14 protein-coding genes are annotated in these 26,386 nt (G+C 43.8%); 2 read left to right on the top strand and 12 right to left on the bottom strand.

The features are described 5' to 3' along the window. The gene (locus tag ABID99_RS00845; protein ID WP_090529444.1) at positions 1-804 is read right to left on the bottom strand and encodes a ParA family protein; all 804 of its coding nucleotides are present in this window, start codon (positions 802-804) and stop codon (positions 1-3) included. A gap of 299 nt (positions 805-1,103) precedes the next feature. Here ABID99_RS00845 and ABID99_RS00840 point away from each other — a divergent pair, with 299 nt between their 5' ends. Beyond that, a complete protein-coding gene (locus tag ABID99_RS00840) occupies positions 1,104-1,625 on the top strand; it encodes an NADPH-dependent FMN reductase (protein WP_188833443.1) in 522 nt (173 codons plus the stop codon). Positions 1,626-1,770: 145 nt separating this feature from the next. Here ABID99_RS00840 and ABID99_RS00835 read toward each other — a convergent pair whose 3' ends face one another. The 9 genes from ABID99_RS00835 to ABID99_RS00795 all read right to left on the bottom strand — a co-directional run bounded on the left by ABID99_RS00835 (position 1,771) and on the right by ABID99_RS00795 (position 21,191). Beyond that, complete coding sequence (locus tag ABID99_RS00835; protein ID WP_373612581.1) at positions 1,771-2,697, bottom strand: hypothetical protein; 927 nt, start codon at positions 2,695-2,697, stop codon at positions 1,771-1,773. A 109-nt stretch (positions 2,698-2,806) separates the two neighbouring features. Next, positions 2,807-3,997: a M20 family metallopeptidase gene (locus ABID99_RS00830; RefSeq protein WP_090529452.1), complete on the bottom strand. Its 1,191-nt coding sequence runs from the start codon at positions 3,995-3,997 to the stop codon at positions 2,807-2,809. After that, positions 3,990-4,454: an SPOR domain-containing protein gene (locus ABID99_RS00825; protein WP_373612580.1), complete on the bottom strand. Its 465-nt coding sequence runs from the start codon at positions 4,452-4,454 to the stop codon at positions 3,990-3,992. Before ABID99_RS00825 ends, ABID99_RS00830 begins: the two co-directional genes overlap by 8 nt. 128 nt (positions 4,455-4,582) lie before the next feature. Next, positions 4,583-7,894: a preprotein translocase subunit SecA gene (gene secA, locus ABID99_RS00820; protein WP_188833446.1), complete on the bottom strand. Its 3,312-nt coding sequence runs from the start codon at positions 7,892-7,894 to the stop codon at positions 4,583-4,585. 394 nt (positions 7,895-8,288) lie between these two features. Continuing rightward, a complete protein-coding gene (locus ABID99_RS00815; RefSeq protein WP_373612579.1) occupies positions 8,289-10,682 on the bottom strand; it encodes an ABC transporter permease in 2,394 nt (797 codons plus the stop codon). Between the two features lie 90 nt (positions 10,683-10,772). Further along, the gene (locus tag ABID99_RS00810; RefSeq protein ID WP_373612578.1) at positions 10,773-13,133 is read right to left on the bottom strand and encodes an ABC transporter permease; all 2,361 of its coding nucleotides are present in this window, start codon (positions 13,131-13,133) and stop codon (positions 10,773-10,775) included. Positions 13,134-13,312: 179 nt separating this feature from the next. Then, positions 13,313-15,688 carry an ABC transporter permease gene (locus ABID99_RS00805; protein ID WP_373612577.1) on the bottom strand — a complete coding sequence of 792 codons (2,376 nt, stop codon included), beginning with the start codon at positions 15,686-15,688 and terminating at the stop codon, positions 13,313-13,315. A gap of 101 nt (positions 15,689-15,789) precedes the next feature. After that, positions 15,790-18,219, bottom strand: coding sequence for an ABC transporter permease (locus tag ABID99_RS00800; RefSeq protein ID WP_373612576.1), 2,430 nt, complete (start codon positions 18,217-18,219; stop codon positions 15,790-15,792). 188 nt (positions 18,220-18,407) lie between these two features. Continuing rightward, complete coding sequence (locus ABID99_RS00795) at positions 18,408-21,191, bottom strand: ABC transporter permease (protein ID WP_255485392.1); 2,784 nt, start codon at positions 21,189-21,191, stop codon at positions 18,408-18,410. Between the two features lie 472 nt (positions 21,192-21,663). Between ABID99_RS00795 and ABID99_RS00790 the strand changes: the two genes are divergently transcribed. After that, positions 21,664-24,162 (top strand): M1 family aminopeptidase, encoded by a 2,499-nt coding sequence (locus tag ABID99_RS00790; protein WP_373612575.1) that lies wholly within the window; start codon positions 21,664-21,666, stop codon positions 24,160-24,162. Between the two features lie 184 nt (positions 24,163-24,346). On the opposite strand, the gene pyrH is transcribed toward ABID99_RS00790, so the two are convergent. Then, the gene (gene pyrH, locus ABID99_RS00785) at positions 24,347-25,051 is read right to left on the bottom strand and encodes a UMP kinase (protein WP_373612574.1); all 705 of its coding nucleotides are present in this window, start codon (positions 25,049-25,051) and stop codon (positions 24,347-24,349) included. Positions 25,052-25,176: 125 nt separating this feature from the next. Further along, positions 25,177-26,298, bottom strand: a complete 1,122-nt coding sequence (gene nagA, locus ABID99_RS00780) for an N-acetylglucosamine-6-phosphate deacetylase (protein ID WP_373612573.1) — start codon at positions 26,296-26,298, stop codon at positions 25,177-25,179. Between the last annotated feature and the right edge of the window lie 88 nt (positions 26,299-26,386).

The raw sequence follows: 26,386 nt of genomic DNA, 5'->3' as shown, positions 1-26,386 counted from the left end.
CTATACTGTTGCTGTAGCTGTTGCCTGTTCACCCTTAACCAATCCGTTTTTTTCCAGAATTTCGCGGGCAAGGTTTAAATAATTTATTGCACCCTTACAGGTAGCATCATGCATAATTACCGATACGCCAAAGCTCGGGGCCTCGCTTAAACGGGTATTACGCTGTATAATGGTATCAAAAACCATGTCTTCAAAATGGGTCCTAACTTCATCAACCACCTGATTGCTCAAACGCAAACGCACATCGTACATGGTTAACAAAATACCTTCAATCTCCAGTTGCGGGTTAAGGCGCGATTGAACTATTTTAATGGTATTTAACAATTTGCCCAAACCTTCCAACGCGAAATACTCGCACTGTACCGGTACAATTACCGAATCGGCAGCGGTTAAAGCGTTAATGGTGATCAAACCTAATGACGGTGAACAATCAATAATAATAAAATCATATTCATCCCTCACTTTTTCAAATACCTGTTTCATTTTAAACTCACGGCCGGTTAAATTGATCATTTCAATTTCGGCACCTACCAGGTCAATATGTGCGGGTAATAAATCAAGATTGGGAGTTTCAGTTTTCTGAATGGCCTCATGAGGGTCAACCTCATTGATGATACATTCATAGATACTGTTTTTTATATTGCGGGGATCGAAACCGATGCCCGAAGTTGAATTAGCCTGCGGGTCGGCGTCAACCAACAAGGTTTTATAATCTAATACAGCTAAACTTGCAGCCAGATTTATAGATGATGTAGTTTTCCCTACGCCGCCTTTCTGGTTGGCTAAAGCAATAATTTTACTCATTCTATAGTTTAAAAAAATTTATAGTTCTGTGATTTATAACAACGTTAAATAGAAACAGAAATTTCTACTTTCGTAAAGTTTTTATCCGGTGATAAAGATACGGAATTAAATAATGTAGAATTCCACAGCTTTTGCCTATTTACAAACAATATTGATCAAATTAGTAAATTATCAGTGCGGCAATTAATAAATATTATTACTTAACCATATTTATTACTAAACCATTCATTAACAAAATATTACAAATTATTCAACAACGATATTACTAATCAGATCAGTCAGCAATTTACTAATAATAAATGATAACCATAATATCGTCAACCAACAGACCGGGAAGCTCAACGCTCAAACTTGCTAACGTTTATCAGCAAAAACTGCAGGAAAAGGGTGTTGAAGCAGGCATCTTATCACTTGCTCAGCTGCCTCCAAACGTTATTGAAACCGACCTCTACAACAAACGCAGCGCCGCATTTGAGCCTATCCAGCAAATAGTTACCAATACGGATAAATTCATATTCCTTATCCCCGAATATAACGGCAGCTTTCCGGGTGTACTTAAGGTTTTCATTGATGCGTGTAGCTTCCCCGAAAGTTTTTATGATAAAAAAGCGGCGCTGATAGGCTTATCATCGGGCAAATATGGTAATATCCGAGGGGTCGACCATTTTACCGGCGTTTGCCATTACCTGCACCTCAACATTATGGCGCTTAAATTACATATAGCGGCCATACACAAAGAGTTTGATGAAGAAGGGAACCTGTTTAAGCCCGATACCATAAAATTTGTAAACGAGCAGATAGAAAAGATCATTAAGTTTTAACCTGTTTGATTTCACCGATTGATGGCTTAGTTTAGTCCAAGATTCAGGGCGGCAGTCAGAGATCAGTTTTTCATCCTATAAACTGTATGATTTACCTCTTGCTATGCCCTGCTCCCGCCCGGGTGTTGGGCTAAGATAAAGATGCTTACTCCCTCTTATAATCCTTATGCACAATCAAGAAACTCGCACGCTCTTCCTTATGAAAGGGAATATTCCAATTACCCTGGTAGGTAATTTTTGTAGGTAGCGGTTCGCCCTGGAAATTATTAAGCTCGATGTCCATCTGCACATTAAAATCAAAGAACATGTTGCTGAACTTCATATCGATATAGCGGCCAAGGATCTGAAAGGTACGCTCATCAAAAATGGTGGTCATTTCCTTGATCATGGTATCGCTGTCGGATGTGCTCGGCTTGCACCTCACCTTAAAGCGGTAAACAGGAATGGTGTCGAGGTACTTACCACGCGCAAATTCGTAATAATAATACTGGCGCATATCATTAGAGAAAATTTCCGTTTTGCTGCTGATGAAAGGAATCCCGCTTACCTTACGGCCCGGCGTAAAGATCAGCGTTTTGAGTTTGCTTTTGTATGATTCATTTTTACCTCCCGATCCCGGCAGGGCATCCCCTTTAGTAAAATCAGAGTTATAGGCGTTCATGAAAATAAAATCGAACATCTCAACCGTATACAACTGGTACTTGCCGTTCTTTTTGTAAACATCACCGCTGTCCTTTTTAGCAACGTATTCTATTTTATGTTTACCGGCTGCGTTGCTGTGGAGTATTTTACGGTAGATGCGCCCGTTTACCCGGTTCTTGCTGTCGTAAGTAAAAATTCGGTTTTCGGCAGTAAAGCCAAAGCCTTTCATATTCTGGAAGGCCTTATAAAAGCCTGTATCGGCCAATACGGCATCTATGAAATCCTGCGCATTGAGTTTATGTGAGCGGATATCAACCAATGAATCGATAACAATAGTACGGATAGTATCAGGGTTAAAGCGATTGATTTGCTGAGCTTTGGTGAAAAGGCTTGCGCCTGTAAGGATAAGGATCAGGAGTAGTTTTTTCATTGATTGCTTTTTACAGCATGTCATTGCGAGCGTAGCGCGGCAATCGCATGCAATACAGAGCGGATCTGCAAAGTTCGCGATTGCTTCGTACCTCGCAATGACATGGTTTTTAGTTGCCGAGTTGCTTTACCGCCAAATAAGCCATCAAACCGGTACTTATTTTAAATGCATCTTCTTCCACATCAAAAGTAGGTGTATGCACAGATGAAGTTATTCCCCGGGCTTCGTTACGGGTGCCGAGGCGATAGAAACAGCTGCTGGCAGCCTGCGAGTAATAAGCAAAATCTTCGGCAGCCATCCAGATGTCCAGGTCGAGCACGTTTTCTTTCCCCAGGTAAGCTTCGGCATGGCCGCGGGTGGCATGGGTTAATTTTTCTTCGTTGATCAGGAACGGATAACCGCGCATGATATTGAAATCGCAGCTTCCGCCCATGCTTTCGGCAATGCCTTCGGCCATTTTTTTCATGCGTTTGTGAGCTTCCTCGCGCCATTTCTCATCCATGGTGCGGAAAGTACCTTCCAAATAAACCTCGTTAGGGATCACGTTGGTAGCCCCATTGGCTATAACCTTACCAAATGATAATACCGACGGACTTTTAGGATCGGCAAAACGGCTCACTACCTGTTGTAGCGCGGTTAATATATGTGCGGTGATGATAACCGGATCGATATTTTGCTGCGGCTGAGCACCGTGACCGCCTTTACCTTTAACAGTAACATAAAGTTCATCAGTTGAGGCCATATATTTACCTGCACGGAAACCAACTTTACCGGCATCAATCAAAGGCATTACATGCTGGCCCAATACGGCAGCCGGTTTGGGGTTTTCCAAAACGCCCTCTTTAATCATGAGGCTTGCACCGCCGGGCAGTTTTTCTTCGGCCGGCTGAAAGATCAACTTAACGGTGCCAGCAAACTGGCTTTTCAATTCGGTTAATATTTTAGCTGTACCTAATAATGATGAGGTATGCGCATCATGGCCGCAGGCATGCATCACGCCCGGGTTTTGCGATTTATACGGAACATCATTGGCTTCCAATATTGGAAGCGCATCCATATCGGCACGCAATGCAACCACATTGCCGGCGTCAGACGGTTTTTCGCCTTTAATGAGGGCTACCAAACCTGTATCGGCCATCTTATGGTATTCCAGGCCAAGCTCTTCAAGCTTATTGGCTACAAACACCGAGGTTTGCAGTTCATGAAACGAAAGCTCGGGGTTGGCATGCAGGTGGCGGCGGTTAGCCACAACCTCATTGAATATTTTTGCGGATAATTCCTGTATTTGCTCTTTAATCATTATTAGGATCCGTTTTAGGGAGATTTATTTTTTCGGAAATGATCAATATGCTTGAAAACGATGAGCGCAGCTCTTGTACCAGTTTTTCTGCTTCGAGCCGGGTACGGAAATCGCCTGCTTTCACTTTAAAGTTGGGCTCGCGATAGCTGATGTAAGTACGCAGTTCGGGATATTGCTGCTGCAACCGGTTTTGCGCATTGTAGGCATCCTTGCGGTTTGATCCACTGAAGAATTGTACCCGGTAACCGTAGGATGAATAACCGGCGGCATCGGTACCTGCTGTACTGTTCAGCGTAAATCTTTTAGCTATCAGGCTGTCAACCAGCGGGTCTTTGATCACTTCAACCTTGCCGCGGGTTTGTGCAAAGCTTTGGGTTGATGCAAGTAGTAATAAAACAAAAAAGCAGTATCTGATAACGGCTGATTTAGCTTGATGATCAAATACTGCTTTTTTCATTCTTTTTATTTTTTAATAAATGTTGTCATGCCGAACTTGTTTCGGCACCCCACGAGCATGGTTGGCATCATGCTGGCAACTTATCCTATGAGATCCCGAAACAAGTTCGGGATGACATTTTCAAAGGCTTAATTCTGCCCTACGCCGTGGCAGTTTTTGTATTTTTTACCGCTACCGCAAGGGCAAGGGTCATTACGGCCAATTTTGTTTTCAACCCTTACCGGGGTGATCTTTTGCGGCTCCTGCGGAAAATCATCCATAGGCACACCGTTACTTTCGCTCACTACTTCGGCCTTGGTGGTTTTCATTTTGCGCAAGTCAAGCTTTGGCTCAGGCCTTGCTTCCCTTACCTCTTCGGCCTGTTGCTGAACCGGGATCCCGCCGCGGAACAGGAAGCTTACAATTTCCTTGTTCACGTTAGCCAGCATCCCCCTGAACAGTTCAAACGCCTCAAACTTGTAAACCAACAGCGGGTCCTTTTGTTCGTAAACCGCGTTTTGTACTGATTGTTTTAACTCGTCCATTTCGCGCAGGTGCTCTTTCCATGCATCGTCGATCAGGTACAGGGTAACGTTTTTCTCGAAAGATTTAAATACCTCGTGACCGTGATTTTCAACCGCCTTTTTAAGCGGAACGGCTACCTGGATACCGTGAATACCATCGCTGAACGGAACAACAATGTTTTCAACATACTGACCGCGGGTTTCATAAACGTCTTTAATAACCGGATAGGCCTGTTGTGCAACTGCTTCCTGTTTACGTTTATAAAAGTCCATTACCGTTTGGAAGGTCAGATCAGTTAATGCCGGAATTGTTTTTGCAGTAAATTCGTCAGCGCTAAGCTCAATATCAACCGAGAACAAGCGGATCACTTCTAAGGTAAAGCCTTCGTAGTTGGCACTTTCTTTATATTCGGTAACAATGTCCTCAACCACATCAAAAATGGTGTTGCTCAGGTCAACATCCAAACGCTCACCAAACAGGGCGTTTTTACGTTTGGTGTAGATCACCGTACGCTGTGAGTTCATCACATCGTCATATTCCAGCAAACGTTTACGAATGCCGAAGTTGTTTTCTTCCACTTTTTTCTGTGCGCGCTCAATTGATTTGGAGATCATAGAGTGCTGGATCACCTCGCCTTCTTCAATGCCCATACGTACCATCAGGCTTGAAATCCGCTCTGATCCGAATAAACGCATCAGGTTATCCTCTAACGATACGAAGAACTGTGAAGAACCTGGGTCACCCTGACGACCAGAACGACCGCGCAACTGCCTGTCGACACGGCGTGATTCGTGACGCTCGGTACCCACAATGGCTAAACCACCGGCTTCTTTAACGCCAGGGCCTAATTTAATATCCGTACCACGACCAGCCATGTTGGTAGCAATGGTGACAGTGCCGGCTTTACCAGCTTCAGCCACAATATCGGCTTCTTTCTGGTGCATTTTGGCATTCAGTACGTTATGTTTGATACCGCGCAACTTAAGCATACGGCTTAATAATTCAGAAATTTCAACCGATGTTGTGCCAACCAGTACCGGGCGGCCAGCCTGGGTAAGGCTAACAATTTCTTCGGCTACCGCGTTGTATTTTTCACGTACAGTGCGGTAAACTAAATCCTGTTTGTCTTCGCGGGTGATGGCGGAGTTAGTTGGAATTTCAACCACATCCAGTTTATAGATCTCCCAAAACTCGCCTGCTTCGGTAACAGCGGTACCAGTCATGCCGCAAAGCTTATGGTACATCCTGAAGTAGTTTTGCAGGGTAATGGTTGCAAAAGTTTGGGTAGCATCCTCAACTTTTACGTTTTCTTTAGCCTCAATAGCCTGGTGTAAGCCATCAGAGTAACGGCGGCCGTCCAATACACGACCGGTTTGCTCGTCAACTATCTTTACCTTTCCTTCGTCAAGAATATATTCGGTATCTTTTTCAAAAAGGGTATAAGCTTTCAGTAACTGGTTAACCGAATGGATACGTTCAGATTTGATGGAGAAGTCACGCATCAATTCGTCTTTACGGGCAATCTTTTCTTCAGCGCTTAAGGTTGATTTTTCGATCTCGGCAATTTCGGTACCTACATCAGGCATCACAAAAAAGTGAGGATCTTCGCCGGATGCGGTGATCAGCTCGATACCTTTTTCAGAAAGTTCAACCTGGTTATTTTTCTCGTCAATAACGAAGAATAATTCAGAGTCAACCTTAGGCATTTCCTTGCCCTGATCCTGCATGTAGTGATTTTCTACTTTTTGCAGGATGGTACGGTTACCGCCTTCACTCAAAAATTTAATTAATGCTTTGCTTTTTGGCAAACCGCGGAAAGCACGTAACAAAGCTAAACCACCACCATCAACATCGGTATTACCGTCGTTAATAGCTTTTTTAGCTTCGTTCAATACGCCGTTAACGTAGTTTTTTTGCGCATTAACCAAACGCTCGATGCGTGGTTTCAACTCGTAAAATTCATGCTCATCGCCACGTGGGATAGGGCCTGATATAATTAAAGGTGTACGGGCATCGTCAATTAAAACGGAGTCAACCTCATCCACCATGGCATAATGCAATTTGCGTTGTACCAGCTCTTCCGGGCTGCGTGTCATATTGTCACGCAGGTAATCGAAACCAAATTCGTTGTTGGTACCAAAAGTAATATCGGCCAAATAAGCGGCACGGCGCTGCTCAGAGTTTGGTTCATGTTTGTCGATGCAATCAACAGATAAACCGTGGAATTCATACAACGGGCCCATCCACTCACTATCTCGTCGGGCCAGGTAATCGTTCACCGTTACGATGTGAACGCCTTGTCCGGCTAAAGCGTTAAGATATGCAGGCAGCGTGGCTACCAGCGTTTTACCTTCGCCCGTTGCCATCTCCGATATTTTACCCTGGTGCAATACGGTACCACCGATAAGCTGCACATCATAATGAACCATGTTCCAGGTAACCTCGTTACCCGCTGCTATCCATGTGCTGCTATGAAAAGCTTTATCGCCTTTAATAGTAACGTTTGGTTTGCGGGCAGCCAGCGTGCGGTCAAACTCGGTAGCGGTAACTTCTAATGAACTATTGGCAGCCAGGCGGCTTGCTGTTTCTTTAACTACAGCAAATGCCTCGGGCAATATATTCATCAATATGTCTTCAAGCTCTTTATTACGGTCTTTTTCAAGCTTATCAAGCTGAGTATAAAGCTCAACTTTTTCGGCTACATCCATATCAAGCTCGTTTTCTGTACGATCTTTAATGGCTTGTATTTCACTGTCGATACCAGAAAGGCCTTCGGCAATGGTTTCTTTAAAATATATGGTCTTAGCCCTAAGCTCATCATTACTCAGGGAGCCAAGCTTAGCATATTCAGCCTTAATTTTCTCAACTATAGGCTGTATACTTTTTACATCCCGTTCTGATTTGCTTCCGAAAAGCTTACTGATAAAATTTAACATATTATTTTATTATGATACAACCCGGCTCAACAATTGCGCCATAGCAACCGTTAGAGCCAAATTGACAGGCAAATGTAAGATTTTGTGCCGAATGCCGAAAGGATAATGCTTTAAACCGTTATGCGGGGATGCAAGATTGACATTACGGTGTTTTATTGTTATTGTCTGAATCTGAATTTGCAAAATTAGAGGATTTACATAATGATGCCTGAACCAAATTATAGATTTATAAAGCGGAATGTACAAAGCATAAAGCTTAAAACTTTATAGCAGGATACTTAGCAAATCCGATAAACCCCTTAATTCGTTTAATTCATGTTCAGAAAGCCCCACCCCGTTGTCGTAAGGGCACGGCAACGGGGTAAAAACTGGCCTTTAGTCTTAATCACTCACCCTATTCTGTTTTCAAACTTTTTACCGGATTCATTGAAGCTGCTTTTATACTTTGATAACTTACCGTGAGCAGCGTTATAGCGATGGCTCCTATTGCGGTGAGGCCAAATATCCACCATGATAAATCGGCCCGGTATTTATAATCCTGCAGCCAGCCCTGCATAAAGTAATAAGCTGTTGGTATGGCTATCAATAATGATACCGATACCAGGAGCACAAATTCCTTCGACATTAATTGCCATAGGCTAAATATTGAAGCACCCAGCACTTTGCGTACACCAATCTCCTTAGTGCGTTGTTCGGCCATGAATGATGCCATGCCAAACAAGCCCATGCAGCTTATAAAAATGGCAAGCAGCGTAAAGAAGCCGGCGAGTTTGCCTATGCGCTCTTCGTTGGTGAATTTACGGGCATACTCTTCGTCGGTAAACTTATATTCAAAAGGAGTACCTGGCGCATATCTTTTAAACATGGCTTCAATTTCGGCCAACGCGTCGTGCGCGCTCATTTTAGGGTTCAGGCGGATATCAAGCAGGCTAAAATCATTTTTATCCAACAAGAATAACGATGGCTTAACCGGCTCATATGGCGACGACATCACCATATCTTTGATTACACCTATGATCTTAAACTTTTTAAACCAATCTACCGTTTCGCCAACCGGGTGTTTAAAGTTCATGAACCTGGCGGCCGACTCATTGACGATAATACCCAGCGAATCGGCAAGGTTATTCTTTTCAAAATCACGCCCGTCAACAATTTTCCACTGGGCTACTTTTCCAAACTCGGGGCTAATAGTTATTGTACCAAAATCATCCTGTAAGCCCGCTGGCTTATCCCGCCAGTTAAGGCCGCTGTTATTTGAATAAACGCCTGTAAGCGGACTGCCAGACTCAGCCATTTCAATAATTGCGCCGGATTTAAGCAGATCGGTCCTTACCGCTTCAAAATGCTTGTGGATCTCGTTCGTGCGCATGTCCATCTGCACAAGGCCCGTGCGCTCATACCCAATAGGCCTGTTCTTGGTAAACTGCACCTGCCTGAAAACAATGGTGGTACCGATGATTAGTGTAACCGAAACGGTAAACTGCACTACAACAAGAACCTTACGTGGTATAGCGGCAAAGCGTCCGGCCTTAAAAGTACCTTTAAGCACCTTAACCGGTTGAAACGACGACAGGTAAAAAGCAGGGTAGCTTCCCGCTATTAAGCCTGTAAAGATGCTGAAACCTAAACCCATCAACCAAAATACAACATTGCCCCAAAGCACATGCATTGTTTTATCGGCAACGGTATTAAACCAGGGCAATGTAAGCTGTACCAGCAATATAGAAACTCCAAAAGCAAACACGGCGATCATGAGCGATTCAATAAAAAACTGGCTGATAAGCTGGCTCCTTAACGAACCTACCGTTTTGCGGATCCCTACTTCCTTGGCCCGTTTCTCACTCCGGGCGGTACTCAGGTTCATGAAATTGATGCAGGCCAGCAGCAGCACAAACACACCGATGATGCCAAACATCCATACAAATTTGATATCGCCGCCGGTATTAAACCCACCTTTAAACTCCGAGGACAGGTGCCATTTGCTCATGGGATGTAAGAAAACCGCAGCCTTAAAACTCACGCCCACATTATCGCCCTGGGCTTTAAGACCATCAAGTTTTATATTCCTGATCTCTGCCGATACCTTATCCAGATTGGCACCCGGTTTTAGCTGAGCGAAGATTTGCCAGGAATTATTGCCCCAGCGCGTACGGGCATTTTTTAACCAGGGCATTGTGGTCATGTACAGATCCCATGGGGCAACAAAACCAAGATCCCGGAAATTGCTGTTATGCGGTATATCCTCATACACTCCCGTTACCTTGACATTCCACTCATTATCAATTTTAATGGTCTTGAGCATCGGGTCGGCATCGCCAAAAAGCGCTTTAGCCAGTGACGCAGAAAGCATAATAGATGAAGGATCTGCCAGGCCCGAATGTGTGCCTTTCAGCATTTTGAGGCTAAGCAGGTCAGGTGCTTCGGCCTGCATGTAGTTCCCTTGTTTGGTAAGCTTTTTATCACCATAAGCCATAATATGCGTATCCGTCCAGGTTGAAAGCACTACATATTTAAAGTCATGCTTAAAATCATCCCGGAGTTTATACCCGAGCGGCATAGGCATGGCTGTTTGTGCATCTGTAACACCATTAAAGGTTTGATTTTGCCACACCTGCACAATACGGTCATAATTGTCAAAACTCTTATTGTACGATAACTCATCCCAGATCCACAGGCCAATAAGCATAGCTACCGCCATACCTACCGACAGGCCTGTAATATTGATAAACGTATGCGCCTTGTTCTTAACAAGGTTTCGCCACGCAACGGTTAAATAGTTTTTAAACATTTACGCCTCCTAACCTCCCCAAAGGGGAGGGATCTTTAATTTGATTATTAATTTATTAGCCCTCTCCTTTGGAGAGGGTTGGGTGAGGTCTTACTCACTCCTCAAATTCTTCACCGGGTTGGCCAGCGCCGCTTTTATGGCGTGGTAGCTAACCGTTAATAAAGTGATTACCACGGCGCCAACTCCCGATGCCGCGAAGATCCACCAGGTTATGGTCGACCGGTATTCATACTTATGCAGCCAGTTGTTCATATAATAGTATGTTGCCGGAATAGCTATAAAGAGCGATATGGTAACTAAAACCACAAACTCTGTCGAAAGTAACCGCCACAGGTTGGCTACCGACGCTCCCAATACTTTGCGCACCCCTATCTCCTTGATGCGTTGTTCGGCAACAAATGAAGCCAGGCCGAATAAGCCAAGGCACGATATAAATATAGCCAACACCGCAAATATGGTAGCGAGGTTCCCGATCCGCTGTTCGTCCGAAAACTTGCTCGCGTATTCGTCATCATTAAATTTAAAATCAAACGGGCTGCCGGGGTTATATTTTTTGAACACCGGTTCTATCTTTTTTAAAGCCTCCTGCATGGGCATGGTTGGTTTAACCCTCAGCGTTATGAAATTAACCCAGCCCGGTAACATCATAAAAACCGTAGCTACGGTTTTTTTGTAAGGCGATTCCATCACCATATCCTTCACCACGCCCGTAACAACATGATCCTGCTTGTTCCACCGGATCACTTTACCTACCGGGTTTTTAATACCGCTCATTTTCACTGCCGATTCGTTGAGGATAAAGGCACCGGTATCCGTTGGGAAGTTTCTTGAAAAATCGCGGCCCTGGATAATTTTCCAGCCTACAGTATGCCCAAAATCATAAGTTATAGCAACGGTACCAAAAGTGGGGTCGAAGCCTGCGGGCTTGCCCTCCCAATCGAACCCACCATTATTTGCCCAAATCTCTGTAGTAGTACTGTTTGATTCGGCCATATCCTCAACCGCGCCGGTTTGGATCAGGTCGTTACGCATGGTTTCATAATGGCCGTAAATCTCAGGGGTCTTCATCTCGAAAGAAAGTAAGCCCGCGCGTGAATAACCAACCGGCCTGTCTTTAGCATACTGGATTTGCCTGAACACAACTATAGTACCGATAATCAGCGCTATGGATACCGTAAACTGCACAACAACCAAAACCTTACGCGGCAGAGACGCAAAACGGCCGACCTTGAAAGTGCCCTTTAAAACCTTCACCGGCTCAAATGATGAAAGGTAAAATGCCGGATAACTGCCTGCTATGACGCCTGTAAATAAGGTAAAACCCAAAGCCAGGAGCCAAAACCAAACATTGCCAAATGGCATATTTATTTGTTTATCAGCAATATGATTAAATGATGGCAGCGCAACCAAAACTATACCCAGTGTAACTACCAGCGCCAAACAGGCAAATATTACCGATTCGCTCAAAAACTGATTGATGAGCTGTGAGCGCATGGAGCCGATAGACTTTCTGATCCCCACTTCCTTAGCACGTTTCTCACTTCGGGCGGTACTCAGGTTCATGAAATTGATACAGGCCAGTAACAATACAAATACCCCGATAATACCAAACAGCCAAACCATTTCAATAAGTCCACCAACAGGTTTGCTGTTTTTAAAATCGCTGTACAGGTGCCATTTGCTCATGGGGTGCACCTGTATACTTTCATCATTCATCTTGAAATGTGGCTTGGTAATGTTTCTGATCTTAGCCGATACTTTATCAAAATCCACATTATCGGCCAGCTGAACAAACAATGAGCAGCCATGATTGTCCCATGCTCCCGTTTGCGTGCCCCACCAGTTGTTTTTATTAAAAAAGGGCATCAGGAACTTTGTTTCATAAAATGAAGTATTGCGTGGCAGGTCTTCATATACGCCGATAACTTTTAAGTTTGTTTTATTATCAGCTTTGATAGTTTTATTGACCGGGTCGGCATTGCCAAACAGCGCTTTGGCAATTGATTGAGATATAACTATTGATGAAGGATCCCTAAACTCGGTATAACTGCCTTTTACCATTTTCAATGCAAGCATGGCCGGCAAATCACCCTCGGCCCAGGCCCCAATTTGTGATATCTTTTTATCACCTACCGAAAGAATATGCGCCCCACCCCAAAAAAGCGAAGTATGTTTAAAATCGCTGGCATACTTAGTGCGCAATTCGGCACTCAGCGGCACCACGGTCGATCGAAAAGTAGGCGTTTCTCCATTTGCCGTTTGTGTAACCATGATCTGCCCCATGCGGTTGTAGGTGCTATGGTACTTATCAAACGATAGTTCGTCCCAGATCCAAAGACCGATAAGCATGGCCACTGCCATCCCCACCGATAAACCCGCAATGTTAATAAAGGCATGCACCTTGTTTTTAACAATATTACGGAACGCGATTTTGATGTAATTCTTTAACATGATTATAGTTCATTGGTTCACTTGTTCATTAGTTCATTGGTGCCTATCATTTAGTCATTGCCGGAGGATAACCGCATGCTAAGCAAATAGGCTCTGTATAGTATGCGGTTGCTTCATCGCTCTTCACAATGAGATAAAATATTATTTCTTAACTCCGAAATCGAACATCCGAAATCAAATTATTCCGACCTCAAACTTTTTATCGGGTTGATCAGCGCTGCTTTAATACTTTGGAAACTTACAGTTGCCAGCGCTATCAAAATAATTAACGTGCCCGATAGTCCAAACATCCACCATTGTACCTGTGTACGGTAAGCATAACCCTGCAGCCATTTTGAAGCAGCATACCAGGCTATTGGTGAAGCAATAAGTAAGGCGATTACTACCAGTAACATAAACTCCGACGATAAAAGCCTGAACAACGAGCCTACACTCGCGCCCAGTACCTTGCGGATGCCTATCTCCTTTACGCGCTGCTCGGCTGTGAACATGGCTAAACCAAGCAAGCCAAGACATGATATAAAGATGGCTAAAAAGGCAAATGCATCTGATAGCTTACCAATTACCTGCTCGTTCTGGTACAACTTCTGGTATTCCTCATCCGAAAAATTATAATTGAACGGGAAGGCCGGATTTAGCTGTTTGCACAACTTTTCCATGCTGGCCAGCGCTTCGCGGGTTTTGCCGGGCTGCGTACGTAACAGGATACTGCCATAGTTTTCGTTTTCGGCACATCTTAACACCAATGGCTTAATTTCTTCATGCATGGAGTTAAAATGAAAATCTTTGATTACACCTACAATTTTGCCATGTTTGCCCCAAAAAGTCAGCGGCTGGCCTATTGGGTTTTTATACCCTATCCTTTTCAGCGCGGCTTCGTTAAGGATATAGCCAACAGAATCCGTCGGGAAGTCTTTCGAAAAATCGCGACCCTGCAATACTTTGATCTTCATAGTTTTCACAAAATCGTATCCTACCGATGCCTGGGTGAACTGGATATTAACATTGGGATCCTTACCTATCCAGTCAACACCGCCAGTTCCATTCTGGATATTGGTTGGCGTATTAGTGATCCGCGTAATTGATTGCACCCCGGGCATTCTCAAAGCCTCTTGCTTAACAGTGCTGTATTTGGCTGTCAAATCACCTTCAAGCGGAATATAAACCAGGTTTTCGCGGTCATAACCCAAATTTTTCGATTGGATAAAATTCATCTGTCCCGATATGACTATAGTACCGGTAATCAGCACAACTGATAGTACAAACTGAAACACCACCAGCCCTTTACGGAACAAAGTGGTACCGGTATCAAGCTTCAGCGCTCCTTTGAGCACTTTAACCGGATTGAACGACGACAGGAATAAAGCCGGATAACTCCCCGATACTAAACCGGTTATCAGCGTAATTACCCCAAGTTTGAACCAAAAAGCAGCATCATAAAAGGGCAATTCAATTTGCTTTTGGGTTACCTCGTTAAAAAACGGCAACAACAGTACAAGCAATATCAGGGAAACCAAAACCGAAAGTGCGGTAATGAGCATCGACTCGGCAATGAACTGGCCTATTAAAGCCGAACGCACGGCACCTACTACCTTGCGTACCCCAATCTCTTTAGCCCGTTTAACCGAGCGGGCTGTAGTTAAGTTCATGAAGTTGATACAGGCTATCAACAAAATAAACACCGCCACTATGCTGAAAATACGTACATATTCAATACGCCCTCCTACAATTTTTCCATCTTCAAAATTGCCCCGCAGGTAAGTATCGCTATAACGCATCATCCCCAGGTCGATGATAAAAGTTGATGTTTTACGGTTTGTACCATTATAAGAATCTAAAAAATGAGGGATCTTTTTGGCAAACTTCACCGGGTCGGCATCCGGGCGAAGCATAATAACAGCGGCTGGCCCCTGGTTGCCCCAGTCGCGCGCCCAGGTGTTTTCATCCAAAAAGTTATACCAGTTCATCACAAAATCAAACTTTTGCGAGCTGTTATTCGGCATGTCCTCATATACAGCAGTAACTGTAAAATCTTTAGCGTTTTCATAGCGGATTGTTTTACCAATGGCTGCCTCCGCGCTGCCAAAAAAACGGTTAGCCATTTTACGCGAGATGGACAAGCTCTTTGGGGTATTTAATGCAGTTTTGGCCGAACCCTGAAGCAGTTTATAACTAAAGATGTTAAAATAATCTTCGCCGGCGGAGGTACCGCCAATCTTTAATATTGTATCGCCTACCTGGAAGGTATTCCATTGGTCGAAACCCATATTTGCACCGTACTGTACTTCCGGGAATACTTTTTTTATCTCTTCGGTAGTACGGCCCGGAGTATTGTAACTACCATGCAGCTTATGGTCGTATTTTTGTAACTCATAAACTGCATAGATCCGTGACCCATTTTTAAACCACGAATCCATATCCAGCTCATTCTGCACCCAAAGCATGATCAGCAGGCTGCACACCAAACCTACCGAAAGCCCCGCAGCATTAATAAAGGCATGCGTTTTATTACGCAGCAAATTACGCCAGGCTACTTTTAAATAGTTTTTCATCATATGCTTAGTTCATTTACTTTATATCATTGGGTCATCAGGTCATTAAGTCATTTTTAACTCAATGACCTGATGACGCGAAGCAAATGACTTAATGACTTTCGTCACTCCGCCTTCAGGCTCTTCACCGGGTTCATCCGTGCAGCTTTTATGGCTTGCGTGCTTACGGTTAACAGGGCTATTATCATAGCCAGCATACCGGCAAGGGCAAACATCCACCAGCTTATCGTTACTCGGTATTCAAATGCCTGCAGCCATTTGCTCATGCCCCACCATGCTATTGGCGTGGATATTACAAGGGCTATCAATACAAGCTTTACAAAATCTTTTGATAATAACTGCACAATACCCGTTACGCTGGCGCCAAGCACCTTACGTACACCTATTTCCTTACTGCGCTGTTCGGCACTGAAAGCTGCCAAGCCAAACAGGCCAAGGCAGGATATCACTATCGCCATCAGCGTAAAGGCATTAATAATTTGCGACAAGGTAACTTCAGTTTCATACTGCTTTTGCACCTCGGTATCTAAGAAAGAATATTCAAAAGGTGCGTCGGCTATGTCTTTACGCCACAGCGCTTCCATTTTGCCCAGCAGCGATTTATAGTTTTTGCTATCTGTTGATACCACCATCACATTAAACTGTCGCGGATCATTACGGTAAACCAGCATAAACGGCTTTACTTCCATATGCAGGGAGTTGTAATTAAAGTCCTTCATTACCCCGGCCACTTCAACAAAGGTTACCGGGTCCGGATCATATTGGGTATACAATCGTGTACCCGGAGCAGTCTGCGGGTTTAGTCCCAGGCGCTTACATAAGGTTTCATTAATGAGTACCCGGGTAGTATCCCCTATCCGGAAGTCCCGGCCGGCAATTATTTTAATGCCGTTCGCTTTGGCAAAAAACTCATCAGTATTAATATTTTGTGCATCAGTTGCAGTGGTCATATTGCCTCCTGCAGTGTAAACTCCGTGATCATGCGGTACAAACTGGCTCAGGTAATTATCGGCATCGCTTACGGTTTTAACTTCGGCCAGCTGCCTTAAATCATTTGCAAAATTCTTCATTTTGCCCTGCGTGGTATTGGTATAAAAATTAAAGATGAGCTTTTGATTTTGGTCGAAGCCGAGGTCTTTATTTTTTACGAAATTGAGCTGACTGTAGATCACGATAATACCTGTTATAAGTACTATCGACAGCACAAACTGAAACACTACCAATGATTTACGGATTCCTGCTGCCGAAATATGACTGGTAAAATTCCCTTTGATCACCTTGATAGCCTTAAACGCCGACAAGTAAAATGCAGGATAGCTTCCGGCTACAAAACCGGTAACCACAACTATGCCCGTCAGCATTAGCCAAAGCCTGTAATTGCTAAAAAACGATAAATGAATATCGGTATGGGTTACCTGGTTTAAATATGGCAGCAGCAATATGAGTAATGGCAATGCGATGGCTACGCCCATAAGCGTCAGCATAAACGATTCGCCTAAAAACTGCTTCATCAAATCGCCCTGGCCCGCGCCTATTACTTTGCGTACACCTACTTCTTTGGCACGTTTTGATGCACGCGCTGTTGAAAGGTTCATGAAATTGATACAAGCCACTACCTGTATCAGTACAGCCACCAGTATCATAATGTACAGGAATCCAGGATCAAGTGTTTTGGTTAGCTCATGCTCATGCCCTGGCGTTGTATGAATGGTAGTTACAGGCTGCAGGTGCAGCGCCTTTTTCATGCCGATGGCCTTCAGTTGGTCGGCACCATATTTATTTAAAAAGTCAGGAAGCTTTTTTTCCAGGGCTGCCGCACTGGCATTAGGGCGCAGCTTTACATAGGCATACAAAAAATTATTACCGGCCCATGCGGTATTTTGCCGTACGTACTGACCTAAGCCGCCACTGTTCATAGCCATAAACATACTCACTTTGATATGCGACTGACCGGCGCTTTCGTCAACCACCCCCGTAACCTTAAAATCGTGTTTGCCGAATGAATTATCGATAGAGATCATTTTCCCTATAGGATCCTCGCTGCCGAAAAGTTTATCGGCTACCGGCTTCATTAATACAAGGCTGTAAGGCTCGGCCAGTACTTTATTGGCATTACCACTAACAAAATGAAAGTTAAACACATCAAAAAAAGTAGAATCGACATAAGCCGCATTCTGTTGATAAAATGATTTTTCTTTGTAGCGTAACAGATGCTGTTTAGCTCCAAAACCTTCGGTTGTTACCAGCCGGGTAAACTGCAAAACCTCGCCAAAATCATTTTTCATGGCCGGCGCTATTGGCGGCGAGCTTGCCGCGCCATCATGCTTATCACCCGTGAGCTCAAGCGTTGTGGTAATACGGTACAGGTCTTTAACATCTTTGTGTTGCTTATCATAACTGTACTGATCCTGCACATAAAGCAAAATATAAAGGCAACACAGTGTACCTGTAGCCAATCCCACTATATTAATTAAACTAAAGGTTTTGTTTTTCAACAAAAACCGCCATGCCGTTTTTAAATAACTTTTAATCATTTTATTAGTTCATTTGTTCAATGGTTCATTATAGTGCTTTCAAACATGTCATTGCGAGCGTAGCGTGGCAATCGCACGGAAGCATCGCCGCTCTGTATAACATGCGATTGCTTCGTCGTCCCTCCTCGCAATGACATATTTTATATTCCAAAATCAACCTAACCTCTAATCTCCAACCTCTAACCGCTCTACTCCGCTTTCAAGCTCTTTACCGGGTTCATTAACGCGGCTTTAATGCTTTGATAGCTTACCGTAGCAAGGGCTATCATAATTGCGGCCACCCCCGCCAGCGCAAACATCCACCAGCTAAGCTGTACGCGATAGGTAAAATCCTGCAGCCATTGGGTCATTGCATAATAGGCTATAGGCGTTGCTATCACAATGGCAATAAATACCAGTTTTACAAAATTCATGGATAACATTGCAGTGATATTGCCAATAGTAGCGCCTAATACCTTGCGGATCCCTATTTCCTTGCTGCGCTGCTCGGCCATGAAAGCAGCCAGGGCAAACAGACCGAGACAAGCAATCATGATAGCCAGTACCGCAAAACTTGTGAAAATACGCCCCATACGCTGTACATCGGCATACATGCTGGCAAAACGCTCGTCCATAAAAGTGTATCTAATGGGCTGGTTTGGTGCAAACTGTTTCCAGGTTGCAGTGATTTGGTCGAGCGCTTTTTTTACATCACCGGCTTTTATTTTTACCGATACTATCGATTCGCTTGAGCTTAAATGCATCACCAATGGCTCGATACCGTCGCGCATCGAGTTAAAATTAAAATCCTGCACCACGCCGATAATTGTTTTACCCGGGCCATAGTTAACTATCTTTTTCCCTATCGGATTTTTAAGTCCGAGTTTGTTGGCCATCATTTGGTTAATGATCACCGCCTGCGAGTCGGCTTTCATATCGGGAATAAAGTCGCGGCCAGCCACCAGTTTAATGCCCAGTGTTTTGAGATAATCATGATCCACATCCCAAAACTGACCACCTACAGTAGGATCTATTTTTTCTCTTCCCTCAATAAAAAATTGGTTGCCATTACGCTTAGTGCCCGAAACCGGTAAAAAATCGCTGATTGATGCACTTTTAACTGTGGATAGTTTCAGCAATTCGCTTTTAAATGGTTTCACCTGATTATCAAGCGTATTGGTACCTTGTATCATCACCACCTGATCTTTCTCAAAACCTACTTTTTTGTTAAGCAGGTATTGCATCTGGTTATAAATAACTACCGTGCTGATGATGAGGATAATAGATGTAGCAAACTGGAAAACCACCAGCACATTACGCAATACCGAACTTTTACTTCCGGTGCTTAAATTGCCTTTAAGCACTTCGGCTGGTTTAAAGCCCGAGAGGTAAAACGCAGGATAAATGCCCGCCACAATGCCAATTAAGAATGCCGCCGCCAGCACTACCGGTACTAACCACCAAACCACCCACGGCATAGTAAGCGATTTGGACGCCAGCGTATTAAAATATGGCAATAGTACCCAGGCCAGGATCAGGCCTAATACAAACGAGAAAAAGCTATACAATAATGATTCGGCCAAAAACTGCCTGATCAAACCACTTCGCTGCGAGCCAACTACTTTACGTAACCCAACCTCTTTGGCCCTGTTAGCCGATTTGGCTGTAGAAAGGTTAATAAAATTGATACAGGCAATCACCAAAATAAAACCGGCCACCGCGCCAAACAACCACACGAAACGGATATCCCCGTGCGACATGCCATCATGAATATCGTACGAGCGTAAATTGATATCCTGTACATTTTGAACCACTAAATTAAAAATGCTCATTACCCTGCTGGCGCGTTTATCGCCATTATGTGTCATGCTGGGGATGTAATAATTTTTCAGGATGCCATCATTTACCTTTTTATTAAACTGTGCTATGTTGGTGCCGGGTTTCAGCGCCATGTATATATGATAATTATTGGCATCCCAGGTTGCCTGTTCGCCATTCCAGAACTCAACACCGGCAAGGGTGATAAAGAACTTAAAATCGTGCAGATGCGAATTACCGGGGATATCCTGCATTACCGCGGCTATTTTAAAAGGTTTAGTTTTGTTATTGTTTAGGTACATTACCTTACCTACCGGGTTTTGACCGGGGAAGTATTTATCTGCCTTGCTTTTTGAAATCACCATACTCAATGGCTCACTCAAGGCATGTTTTGAATCGCCGTAAACCATGGGCAGGTTCAAAATATCTATCAGGCCCTGATCTGCATAGGCAAAACCTTCTTCGTGGGTATTATCAGCCTGGTCTGCACGCTTTAACTCATTGGCGCCGGCACCCCAAAAAAGTGAATTTGGCATTAAACGACCTGATTTCTCTACTTCCGGATAGTCCTGTTTAATCACTTTGGCCATCACCGAAGGCCAATCAACACCTTTTTCATCTACCGAGCCATCGTGGTAATGCCCAAGCAAACGGTAAACATTAGCGGCATTAGGGTAGCTTTTATCAAAGCTTAACTCATCGCGAATATACAGAGCAATTAGCAGGCAGGCCGCAATACTAAACGCAAAGCCGCCGATTTTAATAGCAGCATACATTTTTTGCTTGCGCAATTGCCTTAAAGCGACTTTTAAATAATTTTTGATCATGGCAGTGCTATTTAAAAAGGGGCTATGTTGTTTTAATTTTTCCGTACTGTTATAATTAGCCTGCATGGTTTTCTCCGGTTTAACCGGAGAGGGCGTTTCAACTGCAACCGCTGGTTGTCCTGTACCCTCCATATCTTTGATCTTTGCCTGGATCTTACCAAACAAAACCGAACCGTCACTCTTTGGCTTTTCCTCTCCATCATCCCACCATTTCGACATTAACCTTAGCTGGCTATGCAGCTCCGGGTTTTCGGCCAGCAAAGCGTTTAGCTCCTGCAACTCCTTTTCCGAAGCTTCATTAGCCAATTTCTTTGAAGCCAGGCTCCAAATGTGGTCATCCAAGTTCATCTCTCAAACGGGCGTTAGTTTATCAAAGGCAGTGCGCAACTGTTATTTTCGAATAAAACATGTGCCATTTATACAAATATCTACATATCAAATACTTACACAAAAACACCCGTTATTACTGTACGAAAGCGTACATCTGGTGTCCGGTTTTAAGCAAGGTCATTCCTTAGCCTGAGCAGGCATGATAACACCAGCCACAACTGAACAGCTTTAACCAATCATTGGTGTTACCCCCCTCTTTAATTAAAAAGCTTATTTTCAATTATTTATTCAATAAAAACACGAATTGTGTTAACCCTGTTAACCCCCAAGCCATCCGGTTTAAACTCACAATTTCTCTACTCTCCCGTAACATAATCCTATCCCGTGCGTCATAGGTGATTTACGCACAAAACATTTTGGCTGGCAGGGTGTATATTTGAAAATTAACTATCCTTAACAGCTTGTAAAAAGCAAACTTTTTGTACTACATATGACTGATCGCAAACTAATTACAAAACTCATGCTGTCGTGTGTGCTTACCACAGCTATGGCAACCGCTTACGGACAGCAAACCCCTCCACCCGAAAACCCGGCCCTGAAAATATACCGGGCTGCACCAACCAAAGTTAACGACCTTATCCACACCAAACTGGATGTTCGTTTTGATTACAAAAAACGTTACCTGTATGGCAAAGAATGGGTTACTTTAAAGCCTCATTTTTACCCAACCGATAGCTTAAGGCTTGATGCCAAAGGCATGGACCTTAAAAACATCTCGGTAGTAAAAAATGGGAAAAACGTTCCGTTGAAATTTACATACCAGGACAGCCTTTCGGTAGCCATTAAACTGGATAAGGTTTATCACAATAATGAAAGCTATACCATTTACATTGATTACACCGCGAAGCCTAATGAACTGAAAGAAAAAGGCAGTGCAGCCATCAACGATGCAAAAGGTTTATATTTCATCAACCCCGACGGCACCGAAAAAGATAAGCCAACCCAGATCTGGACACAGGGTGAAACTGAAAGCTCATCGGCCTGGTTCCCTACCATTGATAAGCCAAGCCAAAAAACTACCGAGGAGATCACGATGACCGTACCGGCAAAGTATGTAACGTTGTCAAACGGTAAACTAACGGCTCAAAAAACAAACGCCGACGGCACTCGTACCGATACCTGGAAACAGGAGCTTCCACACTCACCATACTTGTTTATGATGGCCGTTGGCGATTTCAAGATCTATAAAGACAAATGGAAAGATAAAGAAGTAAGCTATTACCTTGAGTCTAAATACGCCCCTTACGCCAAAGAGATCTTCGGCTTTACCCCGGAAGCTATCGACTTTTATTCAAAAACCTTGGGTGTTGATTTTCCATGGGTTAAATACTCGCAAATTGTAGTACGCGACTACGTAAGCGGCGCTATGGAAAATACCTCGGCTACCTTACACGGCGATTACGTACAGGCTACCCACCGCGAACTGATAGACGCCAACTTTAGCAATGGCCGCAGCACTATTGTGCACGAGCTGTTTCATCAATGGTTTGGCGATTATGTTACTGCCGAAAGTTGGAGCAACCTTACCGTAAACGAATCGTTTGCCAACTTCAGCGAAACCATCTGGGCCGAACATAAATATGGCAAGGACGAAGCTGATGCGCATAACTATGCAGATATGCAAAGCTATCTCCGTTCGCAGGGAGCCAGTACTAAAAACCTGGTGCGTTTTTATTATGCCGATAAAGAGGACGTTTTTGACGCTGTAACCTACCAAAAAGGTGGCCGCATCCTGAACATGCTCCGCAATTATTTAGGCGATGCTGCATTTTATAAAGGACTTAACATCTATCTGAAAACTAACGCCTTCAAAAACGGTGAAGCCCAGCAATTACGTTTAGCATTTGAGGAGGCTAGCGGCCAGGACCTTAACTGGTATTTTAACCAATGGTATTATGGCGCCGGTCACCCGATACTGAACATCAGCTACAAATGGGACGAAGCAACCAAAACCGAAACCGTTTACCTGAAACAAACGCAAGACGGCCAAACCTTTAAACTGCCAATGGCCATTGACATTTACCAGGGCGGTAAAAAAGTACGCCATAAAGAATGGATGAATGATAAGGTAGATTCTATCAGCTACCAACTGGCCGGCAAACCGGATCTGGTGAATGTTGATGCCGATAAAATCCTGCTCACCAAGAAAACAGACAATAAAACAATTGAAGAGTTTTCATTCCAATATTTTAATGCTCCTAATTACCTTGACCGTTACGAGGCTATAGAAGCTGCTGCATCAGATCAAACCCGTCCGCAAGCACAAAAAATCCTGATCGCGGCTTTAAAGGATAAGTATTATGGACTGCGCATCAAAACCATCAGGGCATTAAACCTCACTAAAGATGATGTGCGCAATGCGGCCCAGCCAATATTGATCGCATTAGCCCAAACCGATAATAACACGCTTGTAAAAGCAGCTGCTATCACTGCATTAGGCAAATTGAAAGCAAGCGGTAACATGACCTTGTTTACCCAATCCATGTCAAGCGAATCATATGCTGTGCAGGGCGCTGCCTTAAACGCCATAGCACAACTTGACCCGGCCAAAGCGTTAAGCTTAGCCAAAGGCCTTGAAAAAGACAACAAAGGCGCGTTAACTGCCGCTATCATGACTTTATATACTACTAATGGTAATGATGCCGAATGGCCATTTGTTTACCATGCGTTTACCGAAGCAGGAATTCAGGAAAAATTCAATTCCCTTAAAAACTTTGCTGATATGACGGCTAAAGTTAATAAGCCCGAATATGCACGGCAGGGTATTGGCCAGTTGAAAGAGGCAGGTATTAAATTTAAGGTTTACGGTGCAGCGCCATTTATAGTTACCCAACTGGAAGGCATAAAAGCCGCACGCACTGCCATGAAAGATGACGCATCGGCAAAAGAAGCTGATGATGCCATCAAAGCAGTTAATGATGCTAAATAACAAGTAAGCATCTAAAAATAAAAGGACGCCTTTTTACCGGGCGTCCTTTTATTTTTAGCTAAAGCGATGTGATTGAGCTGAAAGCTTAAGGCCTAAAGCCAAAAGCTTTTTGACTGTTAGCATTATTAGCTTTGAGCTTTTTGCGTTCGGCCTTAAGCTTTGAGCCTTCTGCTTTTAGCTTAAATTACTTTACCAGCGTGCCAATAGCCTCGCCTTTGGCAATTTTCATGAAGTTGCCTTCCTTGTTCATATCAAATACAATAATAGGCAGCTTATTTTCCTGGCAAAGGGTGATGGCAGTCATATCCATTACGTTAAGGCCTTTATCATATACTTCCTGGAAGGTGATTTCGTCGTAACGGGTTGCACTTGGGTCTTTCTCCGGGTCGGCAGTGTAGATCCCGTCAACGCGGGTACCTTTCAATACCACATCAGCTTTAATTTCAATGGCGCGCAATGAAGCGGCAGTATCAGTAGTAAAGTAAGGGTTACCTGTACCGGCACCGAAGATCACGATCTTGCCCATTTCCAGGTGGTGCATAGCACGGCGACGGATGTAAGGCTCACAGATCTGTTCCATCTTAATGGCCGATTGCAGACGGGTTTCCACACCAATGCTTTCTAAAGCATTTTGCAGCGCCATACAGTTAATCACCGTTGCAAGCATACCCATATAATCGGCCTGCGCACGTTCCATACCCGATTTTTCAGCACTTAATCCCCTGAAAATATTACCGCCTCCAACAACTACCGCAATCTCGATACCGGCATCATAAACGTTTTTAATGTCATGAGCATACTGCAAAACCTGGTTGTTATCAATACCATATTGCCTTGCGCCCATCAGCGATTCGCCCGAAAGTTTCAGTAATATTCTTTTGTATTTCATTTGGTGTGATTTGCTAATAATAGAAAAAGATGAAACCTGCTTTTGTTTATATCAAGAATTGATAAAGCTCTGTTCATACGGGAGTAGTTCGCCAAAAATAGCGAATAAATTTCAGTGTTAAAATTTTATGTTGTCTTTGTTAAAAAATCACCTTTTAGTATAGTCCCAAGCACTTCAAAATCAGCGTTAAAAATAACAAGGTCGGCATCAAAGCCTTTCTCTATTTTACCCTTTTTTGTTTGCGATGCTAACTCGGCGGGATATAATGAAGCCATATTTACGGCCTCAGCCAGGTCAATACCGGCCAATTTAACGCAATTTTCAACTGCTTTAAGCATGGTAAGGTTTGAACCTGATAAAGTACCGTCGGGCATGGTATACCTGTCGCCCCTTAGTTCATGTTGATAAGCTCCTTCTTTGGTTGAAGTAACGGCATCAGTGATCAGGAAAAGTTTGTCACCCAGTTCGCGTTTAGCTAAACGTACCATTGCAAAATCAACATGGATACCATCGACTACAATACTGGTATATGGCTTTTCCTCAAAAATTGCAGGGATATAGCCAGGTTCGCGATGGTGCATAGATGGCATGGCGTTAAACAAATGCGTTACTGCCTGCACCGGTTTCTTTAAAAATGATTTGCCTTCGGCATAGGTAGCATTACTATGGCCGGATGATATGATAACACCCTGCTCATATAAATAATCTATCACCTCCTGATCCTGCAGTTCGGGCGCAATGGTGATCATCTTGATAACACCATCAGCTTTTTCAAGCCAGCCTTTAACCTCAGTCAAAGTAGCCTTTTTGATAAACTTTTCGGGGTGAGCGCCCTTTTTGGTTGGATTTAAATACGGCCCCTCCAGGTGCAATCCCCAGAAAGCCCCCCTGCTTTTTTGACTATAGATCTTAGCCGCTTCAATACCAGTTTCCACAATTTCATTGGTATTGGTGCCGATAGTAGCAAACACGCCAATGGTGCCCTGGTTCAGCAGGTCATTCTCCAATTGTTCAAGCGCCTCAACGGTAGGTGTACCGGCAAAAAGCTTACCGCCGCTGCCGTAGATTTGCAGATCGATAAATCCCGGGGCAAGGTATGCGCCGTTCAGGTTTTTCTTTACCGCATCTGTCGGGATGGCACTTTCATTAATAATATCGGTAATAGTGCCGTTTGAAATTAAAACGGCTTTACCTTCGGCAATAGTACCGGTGGAGATGAGTTTGAGGTTGTGGAGGGCGATAGGCATGTTTCTTCGTTTTACGTCATTGCGAGGTACGAAGCAATCGCGAACTCTACAGAGTGGCTCTGCATATCGGGGATTGCTTCGTACCTCG

It is taken from the genome of Mucilaginibacter sp. OAE612, from assembly GCF_041806395.1.
Taxonomy (GTDB): Bacteria; Bacteroidota; Bacteroidia; order Sphingobacteriales; family Sphingobacteriaceae; genus Mucilaginibacter; species Mucilaginibacter rubeus.
Note: the sequence above shows the minus strand (reverse complement) of the source record. Positions and strands in the feature narration are given on the sequence as shown.